This is a genomic window from Streptomyces sp. NPDC006261, assembly GCF_040613515.1.
Taxonomy (GTDB): domain Bacteria; phylum Actinomycetota; class Actinomycetes; order Streptomycetales; family Streptomycetaceae; genus Streptomyces.
The window spans coordinates 14,353-33,574 of sequence record NZ_JBEXSI010000025.1 but is presented as its reverse complement, the minus strand read 5'-3'; the positions used below and the strand labels follow the sequence as shown (position 1 = coordinate 33,574).

General features: G+C 71.5%; 11 protein-coding genes. 4 read left to right on the top strand and 7 right to left on the bottom strand.

Annotation, left to right across the window (positions count from 1 at the left end; genetic code table 11):
- Positions 1–8: 8 nt before the first annotated feature.
- Positions 9–6,224 carry a DNRLRE domain-containing protein gene (locus ABZ154_RS18185; protein ID WP_356833726.1) on the bottom strand — a complete coding sequence of 2,072 codons (6,216 nt, stop codon included), beginning with the start codon at positions 6,222–6,224 and terminating at the stop codon, positions 9–11.
- 450 nt (positions 6,225–6,674) lie between these two features.
- Between ABZ154_RS18185 and ABZ154_RS18180 the strand changes: the two genes are divergently transcribed.
- Both ABZ154_RS18180 and ABZ154_RS18175 read left to right on the top strand, forming a co-directional pair.
- The gene (locus ABZ154_RS18180) at positions 6,675–7,082 is read left to right on the top strand and encodes a YciI family protein (protein ID WP_356833725.1); all 408 of its coding nucleotides are present in this window, start codon (positions 6,675–6,677) and stop codon (positions 7,080–7,082) included.
- A gap of 8 nt (positions 7,083–7,090) precedes the next feature.
- Positions 7,091–8,236: a DUF6596 domain-containing protein gene (locus ABZ154_RS18175; protein ID WP_356833852.1), complete on the top strand. Its 1,146-nt coding sequence runs from the start codon at positions 7,091–7,093 to the stop codon at positions 8,234–8,236.
- Positions 8,237–8,257: 21 nt separating this feature from the next.
- Here the strand turns inward: ABZ154_RS18175 and ABZ154_RS18170 are convergent, their stop codons facing one another.
- From ABZ154_RS18170 to ABZ154_RS18160, 3 genes are all read right to left on the bottom strand, one after another.
- A complete protein-coding gene (locus ABZ154_RS18170) occupies positions 8,258–8,998 on the bottom strand; it encodes a dienelactone hydrolase family protein (protein WP_356833723.1) in 741 nt (246 codons plus the stop codon).
- A gap of 196 nt (positions 8,999–9,194) precedes the next feature.
- Entirely contained in the window at positions 9,195–10,703 is a 1,509-nt protein-coding gene (locus tag ABZ154_RS18165) for a DUF6056 family protein (protein WP_356833721.1), read from the bottom strand.
- Positions 10,704–10,724: 21 nt separating this feature from the next.
- Complete coding sequence (locus tag ABZ154_RS18160; protein ID WP_356833719.1) at positions 10,725–12,242, bottom strand: glycosyltransferase; 1,518 nt, start codon at positions 12,240–12,242, stop codon at positions 10,725–10,727.
- A gap of 242 nt (positions 12,243–12,484) precedes the next feature.
- Between ABZ154_RS18160 and ABZ154_RS18155 the strand changes: the two genes are divergently transcribed.
- Positions 12,485–14,617 (top strand): TPM domain-containing protein, encoded by a 2,133-nt coding sequence (locus ABZ154_RS18155; RefSeq protein ID WP_356833849.1) that lies wholly within the window; start codon positions 12,485–12,487, stop codon positions 14,615–14,617.
- A 53-nt stretch (positions 14,618–14,670) separates the two neighbouring features.
- Positions 14,671–15,387, top strand: coding sequence for a PspA/IM30 family protein (locus tag ABZ154_RS18150; protein ID WP_356833717.1), 717 nt, complete (start codon positions 14,671–14,673; stop codon positions 15,385–15,387).
- Between the two features lie 4 nt (positions 15,388–15,391).
- Here ABZ154_RS18150 and ABZ154_RS18145 read toward each other — a convergent pair whose 3' ends face one another.
- The 3 genes from ABZ154_RS18145 to ABZ154_RS18135 all read right to left on the bottom strand — a co-directional run bounded on the left by ABZ154_RS18145 (position 15,392) and on the right by ABZ154_RS18135 (position 19,182).
- Positions 15,392–17,959, bottom strand: coding sequence for a SpoIIE family protein phosphatase (locus tag ABZ154_RS18145; RefSeq protein ID WP_356833847.1), 2,568 nt, complete (start codon positions 17,957–17,959; stop codon positions 15,392–15,394).
- A 193-nt stretch (positions 17,960–18,152) separates the two neighbouring features.
- A complete protein-coding gene (locus ABZ154_RS18140) occupies positions 18,153–18,638 on the bottom strand; it encodes an ATP-binding protein (RefSeq protein WP_356833715.1) in 486 nt (161 codons plus the stop codon).
- A 139-nt stretch (positions 18,639–18,777) separates the two neighbouring features.
- Positions 18,778–19,182 carry an NUDIX domain-containing protein gene (locus ABZ154_RS18135; RefSeq protein ID WP_356833844.1) on the bottom strand — a complete coding sequence of 135 codons (405 nt, stop codon included), beginning with the start codon at positions 19,180–19,182 and terminating at the stop codon, positions 18,778–18,780.
- Between the last annotated feature and the right edge of the window lie 40 nt (positions 19,183–19,222).

Genomic DNA, 19,222 nt, shown 5'->3' with positions numbered 1-19,222 from the left:
GCGCTTCTCTAGGAGAACCGCAGTTTGCAGTGTTTGTTGGTGCAGTAGGCGCGGAACTTGGTGGTGTAGCGCTTGTGGCCGGACAGCCCGGGCCCCTGCTTGTTGCGGTGGTACGACACGGTGATGGCGTAGCGCTCCTGGTAGCCGCAGACCGGGAGGATCTTGAACGCGCAGACCTGGGCCATACCGCTGTCCCCCCACTCGTGGTAGGTGGCCGTTTTCTTGTTGCGGGACGGGCCATGGAACTGGATCGACCAGCCGAGCCCCGCTGCGAGTCCGTTCACATCGCTGCTGGACCACCCCTTGGAGCTCTTGATGTACCCCTTCTTGTCCAGGCAGAACTCGGCCTGGAGCGTGGACGTGCCCAGCTGGATCTTCACGGCACCCTCGTACAGGCGGTACGTCTTGGAGACGGTCTTGCACGAGGTCTTGGCCGTCCCCCCGTTGTCGAAGAGGTTGACGGGGTCGGCGCACACGTAGTCGTAGGCGCTGCAACTCCCCCCGGCGATGGGGTCGACGCTCAGGAAGCGGCCGGTGGACGGGGAGTAGAGACGTACGCCCATGAGCAGAGTTCCGGTCGGGGTCTCGGCGGAGCGCTGGAACCCGCCCAGCCATCCGTAGCGGCCGGCCGGCGAGGAACCCTGGGGGTTGCCGTACTCGTCGGAGTCGAGCACGACAGGGCTTTCGGAGGTTTTCAGGGGAAGCTGGACGCGGATGTCACCGTGGAGATTGGTGAGCATGAGCACGGTCGCGCCGGTCTCGTCGGTGACCGCGGCCAGAGCGCCGTTCAGCGAACTGACGTGGCGTGAGATGGCTCCCGTGCCGTTCTCCGCGATCCAGCTGGGGCTGTCACCGTCGCCTCCGTAGTGGTTGAGCTTGGAGCCGGTCCGGGTCCAGGTGCCGCCGCTCTCGGTCTCGGTGGTCCAGCCGCGGAAGCGGAAGGCCGAGTCGAGCTGCCAGGTCTGGCGCTCGGTGCCGGCGGTCTGCCGCCGGACAAGATCGTTGACGTAGTAGTCGATCTTGGCTCCGGGCAGGGCCGTGGTACGGCCGTACGCGTCGTAGGTGTGGCCGGCGTCGGTGAGACGGTCGGCGCTGTCGTAGGCGTGGGTGGTGGTAGTGGTTTCTCCGGCCGTCGCACACGCGGGGCCGGCCTCGCCGACCGTGGTGGCGAGCTTGGTGCGGTTGCTGCGCTTGTCGAGGGAGTACGCGCGACGGGTGCAGACCGAGTCGGTCGTCTCCTGCGCCGCCGTCAGCCGGCCGACACCGTCGTAGGTGTAGTCGCGGCTGCTGCTCCCGCCGACGCGGTTGCTGACCTTCCCATGGGCGGTGTGGGCGACCGCGTCGGAGTAGACGGTGACGTCATCGCTGGTACGGGTGTAGGTCTGGCTGACCGCTGTGCCGAGGGTGTTCTCCGTCCGGCGAAGTGTGTATCCGCCCGGCAGTTGCTCGGTTTCGATCGACCCCTCGGCGTTGTACGTGGCCGCGAACGTGCCGGCGACGGAGTCGACGACCTTGGTGGCCAGACCGCGCGGCTCGGCCGCCGTGTCGTACGTGTACGTGCGGGTCGACGGTGCTGTGTCGGTGACGGTCAGGGGGCGGTCCAGCCCGTCGTAGGCCGTTCTCGTGACGCCGCCATCCGCATCGGTGTAGGAGATCAGCCGGCCCAGCTTGTCGTACTGCTTGGTGATGGTTCCCCCCGTGGGGGAAGTGACGGTGACCGGCTCTCCGCTCGCGGGATCGTAGGACATGGTGCTCGTCGGCACGGACTCGCCGAGGCCGCCGCTCACCGTCGCGGTGGTCTGGCGCCCTGCCGCGTCGAACTCCAGTGAGAGCGTGCGGGTCACCCCGTTGGCCGTGTCGATGAGCTTGGCCTGCTGACCGTAGAGGCCGTACTCCATCGTGGAGTCCTCGAGCTTGGCGGGGTTGCTGCCGCCACCGACGATGTCCCCCGCCGGGCCGGTCCAGCACAGTTGGTCGGCCCACTCGGGGCGTCCCTTGCACCATCCGGTGCCGGTGGCCGACCAGTACTCGACGACCTTGGAGACCGCGTCCGCACCCGTGCCACCGGGAGGCTGGATTCCCGTGACCTGGCCCGCGGCGTTGTACTGGGCACTGCTCACCAGGCCGAGGCCGCCCGGGTCCTGGACAGTCAGGGTGGGGATGCCCTTCGCCCAGTCGTACTGGGTGGCATTCAGCCGCTTCTCACCCATGACCGAGTAGTGGTCACGGACGCGGACCCCTCTGATCGTGAGGGTGACCTGATTGCTGACCGCGGCGCTCCCGTCGGTGGGCCTGCCCTCGTCGAACTCCGTCACCGTCCAGACACGGGCGGGGACCGAGCTGTTCGCCGGGATCAGAACGGTGTTGCCGTCCTTGAGGTCCTTGGTCAGATCGATACGGTGCAGAGGCCCGAACGTCTCGGTCTCCCGCATGCCGGTCGGGTCGTACACCGAGCTGGTCGACAGCAGGTGCGCCCGCTCGGCCGAGGACCGTGAGTCGATGCCGAGATCCGTCAGCGTGGCCCGCTCGGCGGCTGTGGTGCCCAGGGCGAGCGTCCGGTTCGCGGGGGTCAGTTCGCGGACGGTGTTCCCGAACCGGTCGTACTCGGTGGTGGAGATGTGCCCGCCGGGCTCGGCGACGTTCACCGACTGTCCGGAAGCGTCCATGTAGTGCACCGTGGCACGCTTGTACCCCGACGCGGCGAGATTTCCGCCGGAATGGGAGGCGGGTACGGCGTCGGACGGGAAGACGGCGGTGGCGTCCACGGGGAGCGCGCTCTGCCCCCACTTCTTGACGTCCGCGGAGCCCAGGCCGTACGGAGCGCTCGCCCCGGTGAGCGGAACGCCGTAGACGACCGACGTGGACGCCGTTCCCTGCTGCTGGTCGACGGTGCCCGGGACGAGGGTCGGCCGGGACACCTTGAGGAGCATGCCGTCGCCGGGCAGTGAGCCGGAGCCCGCATTGCCGTAGGTGAAGGTGAAGGGCAGCGTTCCTGCGGGCTGGGCCCACGTCACTCGGCCGGCCCAGTAGGCGTACTGGTTCAGCCCGGCCCTGCTGAGCCGGGGGTCCCAGACCTGGCGGAGGCTTCCGTTGGTGTCGTAACGGTAGGCCGTCACGGCTGTCGCGGTTCCGGAAGCGGCGCCCGGAGCGGTTGCCCACAGGCGCAGTTCGCGGACCTGGCCCGCGAAGTCACCGAACTGCTCGTCGGTCTGCGTCCCGGTCGCGGTGGTCGTGGTCGCGTAGACAAATTCCAGGACGCGGCAGCCCTTGGTGGAAGGAGTCGCCTCGCAGGCTGCCGCTGTCACGGCGGAGGTGGGGGCGATGATCCTCCTGGGCCGGGCGAGTTGCTTGCCGTTCACGGTCACGGACTCGGACACCGTGGTGGTCGTGGTGTGCGTCAGCCCCTTCAGAAGGGTGCTGGACACCTGCCAGGTCGACGCGGCCGGAGCGGCCTTGGTGAACGTGGTGACCGTGCCCTCGGTGTCGGACAGGGTGAAGGAGGCGTCGAAACGGCCGGTGAGGGTGAGGTGTTGCGAGCCGGGCTCGGGAAGCCATCCCGTCCTGGCCGCGTTACTGGTGAAGGCGATCGCCTTGCCGTCGGAGAGAACGACGTCCAGCGCGGTGTCGGAAACCTTGCGGATGTGGCCGAAGACGGACTCGGACAGTTCGGCGGTGGTGCCCGTCACCCACTCCTTTCCGAAGATCGGAGCCTGTCCTTCGAGCTTCGCGCCTCCGTCCGGGTCCCGGGAAGAGGCGCTGCGCGTCACGGTCATGCCGAAGAACGAGGCATCCGTGGCGGAGAGGCTGTAGTCGCCGGTGAGGAGGTTGACCGACCCCGGCCCGATCTCCTCGGTCGCCGCGCCGGAGGCGTTCCGGTCCACGGTGACGGTGATGGGGTCGGTACTGCTGGTCGCGTTGTCGGGGCCGGTGAAGTCGGCCTTGATCTGTACGGAGCCGTCCGGGTCGACCGTGTCGGTCGCGTTCCAGACCAGCGGTGCGTTCTTCCCGCTGACGAGCGGAACCGGCCACGCGGTGATCACGCTGCCCTGGGAGAAGACGTCCTTGAGCGGCATTCTCACCCAGGGATCGGCATCCGAACGGCGCCACGAGAAGGACACCGCGTTGTACTTGGCGGCGTCGGCCTCGGCGACCAGCGGAAGCCGACGCGCGGTGCGCTCCCCCGCCTCGGGCTGCGCGATGCCGCCCGGGCCGGCGTGGAAGGCGTACTCGATCGCTTCGGACTTGTTGTCGGCCTTGTCGACCTGACGTACCTGAAGGACGTGCGTGCCGTCCTTCGGCGGGGTCACACTGATCGCTCTGGCGGCGGTGGAGCCACCGGTGACGACCTTCGTCCAGGTCACCTCGTCCAGGGTCCACTCCAGCCAGTTGTGGTCGGTGGCGTTCGGGGTGATGGTGAAGGTTCCGGCCTGGCCGGCGCCTTTGACCCACTTGTCCGACGGGTAGTCGGTCGAGACGATCTTCGTGGGGGCGGAGGGGGCGGCGGTGTCGACCGTGAAGGTCTTCCACTCCGACCAGCCCAGGTTGTAGTGCGTCCCGTCGTAGGGGCTGCTGCGGAACTTGTACGTCTTGCCGTTGACCAGCACCCCGGCCGGGACGGTCACCGGGGCAGGCTGCCCGGACGGGACGAACGCCGAGCGCAGGACGTCGCCGACCTGGGTGTTGGTGGCGTTGTCGAAGATCTGGTAGGCGCCCTGGATCTTGTCACCGTTGGGGTCCACGAACGTGTCCCGCAGGCTGGGGCGCACGGTGTTGACCATGTACGCGCCGCCGTAGGAGAAGAACGGCGGACCCGCCTCCTGCTTCGTGCCGGTCTGCGGCCGGTGGTTGTAGGTCACCGTGAGCTTGGGCGGGTTCTTCGCGGCGTTGGCGGAGTTGACCCGCTTCCACTGCGGCACCGACGTCTCGCTCGTGGCCCGCAGACCCATGTTCGACCGGGCCGCCTTGGCGGAGGCCCACTCCTGAGCCAGGGTCGTCACATTCGCGTTGATCCACCCGGCCGGAGCCGAGGCACAAGCCGTGTTGCCCCTGGTCTCGGTGGAGGTGGCCTTCACCGCGTTCCACGCCGGCTGCGCGGTCCACCGCGAGGAGGTGGAGGCGGCGCCGGTGGCCCAGACTTCCCACGACTGCGGCTTGCAGTCGGTGTTGCCGGAGTGGAAGTTCCACAGGGAGAGCCTGGCGTCGGTCACCAAGGCGTCCGCGATCGGTGCGGTGTTCCAGGAGATGAACGAACGAGCCGTACGGGGCGTGCCGTTGGCGTTCGTCGTGCCCGGGTTGCCGAGGTCCAGCTCGACATCGGTGGACCAGTCACGGGTCTCGCCCTGCTGAACGTAGGTGTCGAAGACGTTGGAGAGCGCCGAGGTGGAGGGGTCCACGGTGACCGGGTACTTGGTCTTCGGATCGGCGAGGAACGTCGCGTCGGGGGTGACGACCAGGTCGACCCCGTCGTCGTTCTTCACGGCCTTCATCGCCACCGGCACCCGGCGGGTGTGCTCACCGGAGACCTCGTCCACGGTGGCGTCCCACATCACCGGCGCCGGCATGACAGCCGTCTTCTTGTTCTTCTCGTCCGTGAACACCACGCTGCCGTCGGCCTGCTGCTCGACGTCCAGGCCCTTGGCCTTCAGCGGCAGGGTGTAGGTGTAGCCGTCGGTCGTGGGCCGCTGCTTGATCTCGACGTACTGCTCGAAGCCGGTACGGGTCGCCTCGACGACCACGTCCGCACCGGGCACGGCGTTCACATACTCCGCACGCGTGCCGTCCAGCTTCGGCGCGGGCAGAGCGCCCTTCCACTGGAGGGCGATCTGCTCGTCACCCTCGCCGAGCGTCACCAGGTCGGCGGCCTTGGCCGACTGCGCCGCCTTCAGCGAGGCAGGCGGAGTACCGGTGCGGCCGGAGAGCTTCAGCCCCTCCGGGTGCGCCTTCGGCTCCACCGAACCGTCCGCCTGAGCCACCAGATGCAGATCGACGTCCCGCCACCCACCCGTGGCCTCGTCCTCGAAACGGACCGGACCCGCCGTCAACTCCGTGGTCAGCGAACCATCCTTGTTCGCCCACGTCGTGGAGGTCTCCGTACGCTCCGACAACGCCTCCACCCGCTTGCCCGACAACCGGGCGGCCACCCGGGCCGACCGGATGTCCGCGGCCTGCGTGGCAGCAGCCGGCTTCTCCGCAGCGGTCGGCTCCTGGCGCTGGCCGGCGGCCACCGTACTTCCATCGAGCAACGTGACGGACAGCGCCAGGACCAGACTCCCCGCCAGATGGCGAAGACTCCCCCCGGACCACAAACGCCCATGCTTCTCGGGCGCAGATATAGGCACCGCGATGCCCCCCTCAGCCTATCAACACATTCTCATCACTTATGTGATGAGAACATGAAGGTACTGGAAAGGCGGAGCGGATCCCTCTAGAGGGAGGGAGTGATCGACTCCGAGGTTCCTCCCCATCCTGTGACGTGCGTCTCCTTGGCGCCGAGGGCGGTGGACCTTCGCTGTCGGCTTCATCTGGATCTCCCGGAGCCGCCCGACACTCCCGGGCCGTTGGAGGAGTCCGCGAAGAAATTCGGGGAGCATGTCGAGAACCCGCGCCCGGCTCCGTCCCCGTGGTGGAAGCAGCCGCAAGGTGACCACGAAGCGGCCCCGACAGAGGAGAAACCCATGGCCAAGTACCTGCTGCTCAAGCACTACCGAGGCGCTCCGGAGGCCGTCAACGACGTGCCCATGGACCGGTGGGCGCCGGAGGAGGTCGCGGCGCACATCCAGTACATGAACGACTTCGCCGCCCGGCTGGAGAAGAACGGCGAGTTCGTCGATGGGCAGGCGCTCGCGCCGGAAGGCGCCTGGGTGCGGTACGACGGTGAAGGGCGGCCGCCGGTGACGGACGGGCCGTTCGCCGAGACCAAGGACCTGATCGCCGGATGGATGATCATCGACGTGGACTCGTACGAACGAGCCGTCGAGCTGGCCGGTGAGCTGTCGGCCGCTCCGGGCGCGGGCGGGAAGCCGATTCACGAGTGGCTGGAGCTGCGGCCGTTCCTGACGGCGCCGCCGACCATCGCGGAGTGACCTCACCGATGGACGAGCTACTGCTCCGGAGCATCGTCCCGGGCGTGCTCGGGGTCCTCGTCCGCCGCGGAGCCGACTTCGCGGCGGCCGAGGACGCCGTCCAGGACGCGCTGATCGAGGCGGTCCGGGCCTGGCCCGGCGGCCCGCCGCGCGACCCGAAGGCGTGGCTGGTCACCGTGGCCTGGCGGCGGTTCCTCGACGCGACCCGGGCGGAGTCCGCCCGGCGGCGGCGGGAGGACGCGGTGGAGGAGGAGCCGGCTCCCGGGCCTGCCTCCGGCACGGACGACACGCTCCAGCTCTACTTCCTCTGCGCGCATCCTTCGCTGACGCCGTCGTCCGCTGTCGCGCTCACGCTACGGGCCGTCGGCGGGCTCACCACGCGGCAGATCGCGCAGGCCTATCTGGTGCCAGAGGCGACCATGGCGCAGAGGAGCAGCCGGGCCAAGCGCACGGTCTCCGGCGTGCCGTTCGACCGGCCCGGCGATGTCTCCACCGTGCTGCGCGTCCTCTACCTGGTCTTCAACGAGGGCTACTCCGGTGACCTCGATCTCGCCGCCGAGGCCATCCGGCTCACCCGGCAGCTCGCGGCCGCGATCGACCATCCGGAGGTGGCCGGACTGCTCGCTCTGATGCTGCTCCACCACGCCCGGCGGGCCGCGCGCACCGGACCCGACGGCAGCCTGGTCCAGCTCGCAGAGCAGGACCGGAGCCGGTGGGACACGGTGGCGATCGCCGAAGGTGTGGAGATCCTTCAGGCGGCGCTGGCCCGGGACCGGCTCGGCGAGTACCAGGCCCAGGCCGCCGTCGCCGCGCTCCATGCCGACGCGCCCACCGCCTGGGAGACCGACTGGGTGCAGATCGCCGAGTGGTACGACGAGCTCGCGGGCCTGACCGACAGCCCGGTCGTCCGGCTCAACCGGGCGGTGGCCGTCGGTGAGGCGGACGGGCCGCGCGCCGGGCTCGCCGCCCTCGCGGAGCTGGACGGTGCGCTGCCCCGGTACGCGGCGGTGGCGGCGTACCTCCACGAGCGCGACGGCGACCTGGAGCGGGCGGCGCAGCTCTACGCCGAGGCCGCCCGCAAGGCCCCGAACCTCGCCGAACGCGACCACCTGACCCGCCAGGCGGCCCGGCTCAACTCCCGCCCACGGCAGTGATGTTCTCCGGTGTCGCACGCCTCAGCCGTCGGACAGGGCACCCTTGAGCAGGGGGAGCAGGCGGCCCCAGTGGCGCCGCAGTCCTGCCGGGTCGAAGGCGTCCGTGTCGGACATGGTGAACCCGTGAACCGTGCCGGGATAGATCTCGGAGGTGTGGTCGATGCCAGCCGCGTCCAGGGTCTCGTTCAGCTCGCGCAGGGCCTCGGGTGTCAGGTCGCTCCCGGCGTGGCCGAAGTGGGCCTGCGCGGTGATCCCGGCGAGGGCGTCGGGCCCGTCGGAGCCCACGGGGGCGTGGAACGCGGCGAGCGCGGCCACCTGTCCCGGGTGGGCCGCGGCGGTGCGTGTCGCCAGGAGGCCGCCGAAGCAGTAGCCGGTGACCGCGACCGGGCCGGCGGCGACCTCGGGCCGGGTGGTGAGAAACCTGAGGAAGGCGTCGGCGTCGCGCAGGGTGCGTTCGGCGGTGTGCTCCTGGATCAGGGGCATCAGCCGGTCGAGGACGGCGGACCGGTCCTCGCCCCCGATGTACGCGGGAAGGTCGGTCACCGGTGAGGGGCCGTGCCGGTAGAAGAAGTTGGGGACGAGCACGTGATACCCGTGCCCGGCCAGTTCGGCGGCCATCTCCCGCAGTACGGGCCGGATACCGAAGCCGTCCGGGTACATCAGCACCCCTGGGTGCCGCTCCCCGCCGTCGGGGAAGGCGGCGAAGGCGTCCGCCCGGCCGTCCGCGGTGGGGATGTGCAGAGTCTCGGTCTGGGGGGGCATGCGTTCTCTCCTGTCGTGGCTGACGTCGTGAGCTGCGGTCGGCACGACAGGAGGCGGGGCCCGCGCGGCGCTCAGAGCGGCGCCGGGTAACCGATCGGTGAGTGGCGCGAGGCCGTCCCGGTAGTCATCGCCGCCAACGTAGCCCACCGGGCAGAACCGGTGCCACCGAGGTGATCGGGCCGTCAGGGTGTGGGACTCAGGGGTTTCGCGTCCCGTCCGTCACCCGATCCAGCCCGTAGTAGTCCGCCACGCACCCGCCCGGCCAGTAGTTGGCGCCTCCCCGGCCGAACGGCTCCAGCATGGCGCTGACGACGAGCCGTTCGTACGGCATCACCCGCTCACCGTCCGCCGCCCCCTGCCGCAGCCGCCGGTCCTGCGCGTCCCACTTCTCCGCCCGGGCCCGCATGTTCGTGTCCAGGTTGAGCAGCGAGACGGCCGGGCCGGCGCAGACCAGGACGCAGAGTGCGGCGCACACGGCCTTCGCCGGGGCCGTACGCCGTACGTGCTGCCGCACCGCGAGGCCCACCAGCGCCCCGGCCGCGACGAGGAGGACCACGTACAGCAGGAGGTAGTCGTTCCACAGGCGGTTGGCGCTCGGGTCGCTCACCCGGTCTCGGAACACCGGGTACGCGATCACCGTGCACAGGTAGCCGGAGAGCAGGAGGGTCAGCAGACCGGCCCAGGCGAGCAGCGGCCAGTGGGCCGGAGGGCGGGGCGTGCGGCCGTCCCGGCGTTCGCCGAGCAGGCCCAGCAGTACGCCGACGGTGACCGCGCCGACGTACTGCCAGGTAGTGACCACCGTGACGGTGATCTCCGCGAAGTGCCGCAGGGAGGCGGCGAGCGAGTCGGGGGCGAGCAGCGACGTGGTCTGTGCCCCGAACCGTTCACGGCGGTGGATCGAGCCGGGTGAGGTGATCAGGACGAGTCCGCCCGCCGCCGTTCCGGCAAGGCCCGCCACGCACCACCGGCGCGCGAACGCCCGTGCGGTGGCCGGGATGAGACGGCCGCTCAGGAGCAGCGTGGCCAGCAGCACCAGCACCATCACGACCGTCGTCTCCTCCGAGAGGGTGGCGATGAAGGCGCCCCCGAGCAGCGCGACGGCGAGGGCGGCCCCCCTGCCCCGGCGCGTACGGGCGATCAGCAGCGGGATCAGGGCGGCGCAGGCCAGGACCGGTGGCAGGGTGTGCGAGACCGAGGCGGCGGGCCAGTAGAACGTCTTGTACGTGTTCGGCGTGACGAAGAGGAAGAGCGCGGTCACCATCGCCGCGACCAGCAGCGGCAGCCCGCGCGGCACGGTGATGCCGCCCCGGCGCAGCGCCAGCGCCGTCACCGCCCACAGGACCGCGAGCACCAGCACGCCGCTGATGACCGGGAACCACTGGTGCCCGGCGACCTGGAACTTCGCGTAGGCGCCGACCAGCAGGGCGTTGGCGACGCGTCCGTTGTCGTCGAGGTAGAACGTGCCGACCAGGCCCGTGATGCCGTCTTCCCGTACGGCGGGGAGGAAGCACCAGTCGTCGGCGCTGGGCCGCACCCACCGGCCGAACCAGGAGGCGGCTGCGAGCAGGGCGAGGGGCGGGAGCGCGAGGGCGCTCACCCAGAGGGCGGTCCGGGTCCCGTGAGGGTGTTCCGGTCTCCTCCCCGGGGCTCCGCCTCTCTCCGCCGGCTCGTCCGACACGGCAGTCTCCCGGGCGCTGTCGGCCATCACGATCCTTTGTCCACCTGTTCACCGGTCCTCGGAGGAGCGCACGGAGGTCCGGACGGAGAAGGGCGCGTCCGGCACCGGCCGTCCGGGCAGGGGCCGCGTCTCCCGCTCCGGTACGGAGACCCCGGCGTGGCGGCCCGACATGATGGCCCACCGGGCCAGCAGGAACGAGACCGGCGTGACGATGACCCCGGCCGCCAGCGCGGCGAGGTTCTTGTCCATCCCGAGACCGCTGACCGCGCCGTAGAGCAGTGCTCCGGACGCCACCAGGTTGACCAGCGCGGAGACCGGGTAGCGCACGAACGCGTGCCAGGTCGGCTTCGTCCGGCAGGTGACGTAGGAGTTGAGGAGGAACGAGCAGACGATGCCGACCGCGTAGCCCACCACATGGGCCGCAAGGTAGGGGATCCAGCGGTTCAGTGAGGCGTAGACGCCCAGGTAGACGGCCGTGTTGACGCAACCGATGAGGACGAAGCTGCCGAACTGACGCCCCGTACGGGACCGGGGGGCGGGCGGCCCCTGCGCGGCGGGCTCCCCCGGCTCCCCCGGCCTCCCCGGCTCCCCGATGACCAGCGGCCCGGTCGGCAGCCGGCGCTCCGGCCGGGTCCGGCAGGTCACGTCGGTCTCCCGCACCACGTAGGGCGGGCGGTGTTTCGTCTCGTGGTAGATGCGGCCCACGTACTCGCCGATGACGCCGAGGGTGACCAGCTGGATGCCGCTGAGTGCGACGACGGCGGTGAGGAGGGTCGCGTACCCCGGGGTGTCCGCGCCGTGCAGGACGACGGTGATGACCGTCCACAGCGCGTACGCCAGGGCGGAGACGAAGACCCAGAAGCCGGTGTAGATGGCGAGGCGGAGGGGGCGGTTGTTGAAGGAGAGGAGCCCGTCGATGCCGTAGTTCAGCAGGCGCCTGCTCCCCCACTTCGACCGGCCGGCCACGCGCTCGCTGTTGCGGTAGCGGAAGCTGACCGTGTCGAAGCCGATCCAGGAGAAGATCCCCTTGGAGAAGCGGTTGCTCTCGGGGAGCGAGAGGACGCTCTCCACGGCCCGCCGCGACAGCAGCCGGAAGTCGCCCGAGCCGTCGATCAGCTCGACGTCCATGCACCGCCGGACCAGGGCGTAGTACGTGTGGCTGAGCGTGGAGCGCACCATGCCCTCGCCCACCCGGTCGCGTCGCGGGATGACCTGGTCGTAGCCGTGCAGGTGCAGTTCGAGCATGCGGGGGATCAGCTCGGGCGGATGCTGGAGGTCGGCGTCCATGATGACCACCGCCGCGCCGCGCGACATGCGCAGACCGGCGAGCATGGCGGCCTCCTTGCCGAAGTTGCGGCTGAAGGCGGTGTAGTGGACGCGCTCGTCGCGCAGGGCGAGGGTGGCGAGGAGCCGGCGGGTGGCGTCGCCGCTGCCGTCGTCCACGTAACAGATCTCGAAGGGGGTACCGGTGCCTTCGAGGACGGTGAGCAGGGCGGTGTGGAAGGTGTCGAGCACCTCGGCCTCGTTGAAGCACGGCACGACGACGGAGAGCTGAAGGCCGTTCATGGGGATCCTCCGGACTTCGCTTCGGCGGCCGGTCACCTGCAACACACGGTCACGCTTTGTGCGCTTTCCACTAGATTTGCCCATCCGGAGAGGGAGACCGGGTCTTCCCGCCCCGGACGCGCGGGCCGCCCCGCCCTTTCATCCGAACAGCGCAGGCCGCGCGAAAGCCGTGAACGAGGCCGCCGGAGCTCCGGTCGCGGGGTCCGAAAGCCAGACATAGCCTCGCAGACGTGACGTCACCCGTGGACCGTATCCGGAGCTCCGCGCCCGGCAGGGCCTTGCTCACCGGCCTGCTCGCCACGCTCATCGCCGCGTGCTGGCTCGCCGTGCCCGCAGCGGTGGACGCCCGCGCGGAGGACCCGGTGGAGCTCTCCCGGGACGGCCAGATCACCGACCGCGTCGGCGCCCTCCAGGACCGGGCCGACGCGGTGGAGGACGCCCTCGACCGGCTCTACGCCGAGCGCCGCATCCAGCTCTTCGTCGTGTACGTACGCGCGTTCTCCGGGCGCTCCGGGCAGACCTGGAGCGACGAGACCGCCCACCGCAACGGGCTCGGCCAGGACGACGTGCTGCTCTCCGTCGCCACCCACGACCGGCAGTACGCCTACTCCGTGGACGCGGCCTCCCGGCTCACCGACGAGCAGCTGCGGGAGGTGGCGTCCACCGCGATCGAGCCCCCGCTGCGGGAGAACGACTGGGCGGGTGCGGCGATCGGGGCGGCGGACGGCTACGTCTCCGCCCTGGCCGGGCGCCCCGTGACCGCCCCCGCCATCACCCCGGGGCCCGCCGACCCCGGTACGGGCGCCTCCGGCCCCTCCGGCGGTGACTTCGTCCTGCCGGTGGTGGCCGTCGGGGGCGCGGGGGCGCTCGCCGCGTTCGCGTACACCCGGCGCAAGCGGCGCTCGGCGACCCGCACCACCCCGGCCGCGACCGGCTGGGGGCGACCGGCGAAGGCGGACGACGCGCCGGTGCCGCTGGAGGAGCTGGACGCCCGGGCGAAGCAGGTGCTGGTGGACACCGATGACGCGGTGCGCACCAGCGAGGAGGAACTCGGCTTCGCGACCGCCCAGTTCGGGGAGGAGGCGGCGAAGCCGTTCACCGAGGCGGTCGTGCGGGCGAAGGACGAGCTGACCCGGTCGTTCCGGTTGCGCCAGCAGCTCGACGACGCCTTCCCCGAGGACGACGCGACCCGCCGCCGGATGCTGGAGGAGATCCTCACCCGGTGCGCGGCCGCCGACGAGGGGCTCGACGCGGTCGCGGAGGACTTCGACCGGCTGCGTGCCCTGGAACGCGACGCTCCGGAGGCCCTGGCCACCGTCGTGACCACGTACCGCACGCTCACCGGGCGCGTCCCGGGTGCCGAGGCGACGGTCGCGGGGATGCGCGAGCGGTACGGGGACGGGGCCGCCGCCCCCGTCGCGGGCGACGTCCACCAGGCGAAGGACCGGCTCGCCTTCGCCGGCTCGGCCCTGGACCAGGCCCGCCAGGCGGTCGACGGCACCGACCACGCCCGGGCCGCCGTCTACGTCCGGGCCGCCGAGGGCGCGGTCGGCCAGGCGGGCACCCTCATCGACTCGGTGGACCGGCGCTCGGCCGAGCTGGCCGAGGCGGCCGGAAGGCTGCCCGCGGCCCTCACCGAGACGGAGACGGACCTCGCCGACGCGGGCGGCCTCCTCGAAGGCACCACCGCCGCCACCTCCACGGCCGACCTGCGGGGCCGGATCGCCCGCGCCGAGGCCGTACTCACCGCCGTACGGGAGGCGATGGCGGCGGGTCCGTACGACCCGGTCGACGCGCTGCGCCGGGTGGAGGAGGCCGACGCGGCGCTGGACGAGGCGCTCGCCGGGGCCCGGGAGCAGGAGGAGGGCGGCCGGCGGGCCCGCTCGCTCCTCGACCAGGCGATGCTCACCGCCCGCTCCGCGATCGGGGCGGCGGCCGACTACATCACCACCCACCGGGGCGCGGTCGGCGCCCGGGCCCGCACCCGCCTCGCGGAGGCCCAGCGCCGCTGGGAGCAGGCCCGGCAGCTGGCCGATGACGACGCGCAGGGTGCCCTGGCGCAGGCGCAGCAGGCGGACGCGCTGGCCCGGCAGGCACTGAGCCTGGCCGAGCAGGACGTAGGCGGCTTCCAGGGCCCGCAAGGCCCCGGGGGCTTCGGCGGCCCCGGCGGCGTGCGGGGCGGGGGCGGCGGGATGGGCGGGGCGGTGCTCGGCGGGATCATCCTCGGCGGCCTGTTCGGGGGCGGGAGCGGCCGGGGCGGCATGGGCGGGGGGTTCGGGGGCGGAGGCGGCCGGTCCGGGGGGTTCCGCGGCGGGCCCGGCAGTTTCGGCGGGGGCGGCACGCGGGGGCGCCGGGGCGGCGGCGGCCGCTTCTGAACGACCGGCACACACCGCAACTCAGCTGTTCCCGACATCCAAGGAGCCGTGCCATGACCAAGCAGACCGTCCTCGGCCGCGTCACCCAGCTGGCGAAAGCCAATATCAACGCCCTGCTGGACCAGGCGGAGGACCCGCAGAAGATGCTCGACCAGCTGATCCGCGACTACACCAGCAACATCGCCGAGGCCGAGCAGGCGGTGGCCGCCACCATCGGCAACCTCCGGCTGATGGAGCAGGACCACAAGGAGGATGTGGAGGCGGCGGCCGAGTGGGGCTCCAAGGCGCTGGCGGCCAGCCGGAAAGGCGACGAGCTGCGCGGCGCGGGGTCGGTGGCGGAGGCGGACAAGTTCGACAACCTGGCCAAGGTGGCGCTCGGCCGTCAGCTCCAGTCGGAGCAGGAGGCGAGGACGGCTGAGCCGACGATCGCCTCGCAGACCGAGGTGGTGGACAAGCTGAGGACGGGGCTCGACCAGATGAAGGTCAAGCTCTCCGCGCTGAAGGCCAAGCGGGACGAGCTGGTGGCACGGGCCAGGTCGGCGCAGGCGCGGAACCGGATGACGGATGCCGTGAAGAGCATCGACGTCCTCGACCCGACGAGCGAACTGAGCCGCTTCGAGGACAAGGTGCGGCGCGAGGAGGCCCGGGCGCTGGGCAAGCAGGAGCTGGCCGCCTCCTCGCTGGACGCACAGTTCGAGCAGCTGGACAGCCTGGGCGCCGGCGCGGAGGTGGAGGCCCGGCTGGCGGCGCTGAAGGCGGGGTCGTCGTAACCGCTCAGTACATGCTCAGCAGCTGCTCCACCGAGAGTTCGGCGGCCGGGGCCCCGGTCGGCAGGGCCAGTTCGAACCAGACGGTCTTTCCGCGCGGGGTGCGGCGCGAGCCCCACGCCGCGCTGAGCAGGCCGACCAGCTGGAGCCCGCGCCCGCCCTCGTCGGTGTCGCGGGCACGGCGGCGGCGGGGCTGGACCAGGCCGGCGTCCCACACCTCGCAGACCAGGGTGCGGTCGCGCAGCAGCCTCAGCCGGATCTCGCCCTCGCCGTAGCGCAGGGCGTTGGTGACCAGCTCGCTGACGAGGAGTTCGGTGGTGTCGACCAGGTCGTCGAGGTCCCAGGCCATCAGCTGGGAGCGGGCCAGTTCGCGGGCGCGGCCCACCGAGCGGGGTTCGCGCGGCAGCGTCCAGTCCCCCACCGCCTCCCCGGGCAGCCCCTGGATGCGGGCCATCAGCAGGGCGATGTCGTCCTCGCCGTGCCGGGTGTCGAGCGTGGAGAGGACGAAGTCGCAGGCGCCCTCCAGGGACATCTGCGGCCCGGTCAGCACAGCGCGCAGGGCGTCCAGGCCCTCGTCGAGCGGCTGGTCGCGCGATTCGACGAGCCCGTCGGTGTACAGGGTGAGCAGGGCGTTCTCGGCGAGCTCCACCTCCACCTCCTCGAAGGGTTCGCCGCCGACGCCCAGCGGCATCCCCGGCGGTACGTCGATGAGCCGGGCGGGCCGGCCGGGCTCGACGACGGCCGGGGGGAGGTGCCCGGCGTTGGCGAACGTACAGCGCCGGGTGACCGGGTCGTAGACCGCGTACACACAGGTGGCGAGGTACACCTCGGAGAGGTCCGCCTCGCGGGACTTCTGCGCGGCGCGCGAGGGCCACTGGGCTCCCCCGCTGCCGCCGAGCCCCTCGCTGCGCTCGCCGCCGCCCGGGGAGCCGAGGCCGCGCGCGACCTCGTCGAGGGCGGAGAGCACCTCGGCGGGCTCCAGGTCCAGGAGGGCCAGCGTCCTGACGGCGGTGCGGAGTTCGCCCATCGCCACGGCGGCCCGCAGGCCCCGGCCCATGACGTCGCCGACGACCAGGGCGGTGCGGTGTCCTGGCAGTTCGATGACGTCGAACCAGTCGCCGCCGACCTCGGTCGCGGTGTTGCCGGGGAGGTAGCGGCAGGCGATGTCGAGCCCGGCGGCCTCGGGGTCGCCGGGGGGCAGCAGGCTGCGCTGGAGGATCAGGGCGCGTTCGTGCTCGCGGCGGTAGAGGCGGGCGTTGTCGATACAGACGGCGGCGCGGGCGGCCAGCTCGGTGGCGAGCACCCGGTCCCGCTCCCCGAAGGGCTCGCTCCCCTTCGTACGGGAGAACTGGACGAGGCCCACGACGGTGTCGTGAGCGACCATCGGCACGGCGAGCGTCGACTGCACGAACCCCATGTCGTCGCCGGGCACCGCCTCGACCTTGCCCGAGCGCAGGGCGACCGCGCAGGGCGAGCCGAACGGGAAGCGGTGGACCGAGCCGAGCGCGGGCGGCAGGTCGTCGGGGCCCGGCGCGCCGCTGCCCGCCACGGCGGTCGGCAGGGCGTCGGCGACGGCGCTGGCGTGGGCGACCCGGCGCAGCTCCGCCGATCCGCCGGCGGACTCGCGGTGGGCGGGCGCCCAGCTGCCGGGCGCGGCCTCCTCGCCGGTGAGGAGGCCCTGGTAGAGGTCGACGGTGGCCAGGTCGCAGAAGCCGGGGACGGCCACGTCGAGAAGTTCGCGGGCGGTGGTCTCCAGATCGAGGGAGTTGCCGATGCGGGCGCTGGCCTCGTTGAGGAGGGCCAGGTTGCGGCGCGCGCTGGCGGCCTCGCGGGCCGCGATGTGGCGGCGGGTGACGTCGGTGGCGAGGCCCGCGACGCCGACGGGGCGGCCGGCGCCGCTGTGCACCCGGTAGAGGTTCATGGACCAGTGGCGGCGGCCGGTCTCGCCGGGGGTGGGTCCGACCAGCTGGAGGTCGGTGACGGACTCGCCGGTCTCCAGGACGCGTTCGAGCGTGGCGGCCAGCCGCTCGGCCTCCGGGCCGGGGAGGTAGTCGTCGACCGTGCGGCCCCGGTGGTCTTCGGCGGCGCCGCCGAAGACCGTGGCGAAGCGCTGGTTGGCCCGGACGACGGTGAAGTCCGTACCGAACAGCACGAAGCCGAAGGGAGATTGGCCGAATATGGCCTGCGAGGCGGCGAGGTCCGTCTCGATCCTCCGCAACGCGCGGACGTCCACGACGATGCAGAGCGCGGCCCGCTCACCCTGTGCCGTCAGACTGGGCATCACATAGACCTCGGCGAGCCCGTGCGCACCGCCCTCGCCCGGCATCCGGAACGGGACGAGGCCCGTCCACTCCTTGCCGTCCAGGATCTCGCCGACCCGTCGGTGGCCGTCCGAGCGCAGCTCGGCGGGCATGAACGCCTCGACCGGGTCCCGCCCTATCGCCTCGTCGGCGGCCATGCCGAAGAGGCCGGCGGCCCGGCGGCTCCACTGCTCGATCAGGCCGTCGGGGCCGATCGAGAAGGAGGCGACCCTGATGTAGTCGTAGATCGAGCCGGGCGGACTGCTCTGCCACACGACGTCGCCCGTTGTCCCAGGTATTTCGCTCACGCGACCGTCCCCTCCAGCTCACACACCGGACCGGTCCTGCCCGCAGTATTCAGCACTACGGCCCCGACCGACACGGCGTTCACGATCACAGCAAGGTCTCAGTCCCTTTCAGCCAGGTTCTGCCCGACCTCTGGTGATCGCTGTGCGTCCCTCCCCACTCCTAACCAGGGAGAGCGAGCTCGAACCACACCGTCTTGCCACTCTTTCCGCGACGAGTCCCCCAACGGCGTGCGGAACACGCCACGAGCTGCAGTCCCCGGCCGCCCTCGTCGTCGGGTCCCGCACTGCGTTCGGTGGGTGGATCCGGAAGCGGATCGGAGACTTCCACCAGCAGTCCCGGAATGGCGGGAGGGTCGGCAGCGAGCCGGAAGTCGGTGGACAAGTCTCCGGTCAGCTCGCCGGACCCGTTGCCCCCGGCGCCCGGGTGCGAGCGCTCCAGCCGTACGCCGATGGGGCCGGAGGCGTACCGGAGGGAGTTGGTGACCAGCTCGCTGACCAGCAGAACGGCCAGGTCTCCGATCGCCATGTCCAGGCCCCAGCAGTCCAGGGCGTCACGGACGGCGTGCCGGGCGCTGCGCACGGAACCCGGTTCGGCGGGGAAGGTCCACTCGGCGCAGTCGCCTTCGGTATCGATCACGCCGATCACTTCCCAGGGCCGGCCACGGGCTCACCCCACAGGTAAAGGGGGACTATGCAGCCCATACCCACCATTTATCGCTTACTACCGCGTACCACCAGGTTTGGTGCAGACGGCCGTACGGCCCCGCCCGCCCCGGCGCAGCGGATCAGCGCAGCTCGCCCGCCCCCGCGAGGTCGTCGAAGAGGAGCTGGTCCACGGGGGGCACGAGGGGACGGTCGACGTAGGAGAACCACGCCACCTCCTCGATCTCGCTGCTCGCGGCCAGGGTCCCCCGATAGTCGGCGTAGTAGCAGCTCATCGTGACGAGGGGGGCGTTCGGACCGTCGTGGGCGTGCGCCTCGTACGTACCGGCGTGGACGACGGTGTCCGGGATCAGGCCGACCGTCAGCTCCTCCTCGATCTCGCGCAGAAGGGTCTCCAGGTCGGTCTCGGCGCCCTCGCGCTTGCCGCCCGGGATGTAGAAGACGTCCTTGCCCTTGGGGCGGGCGCAGAGAATCCTGCCGCCCTCGATCCGTACCCATGCCACCGTGTCGATCAGCACCGACATCACCGCTCCGCCCTCGTTCGCCGCGTCCGGGACGCTCATACCG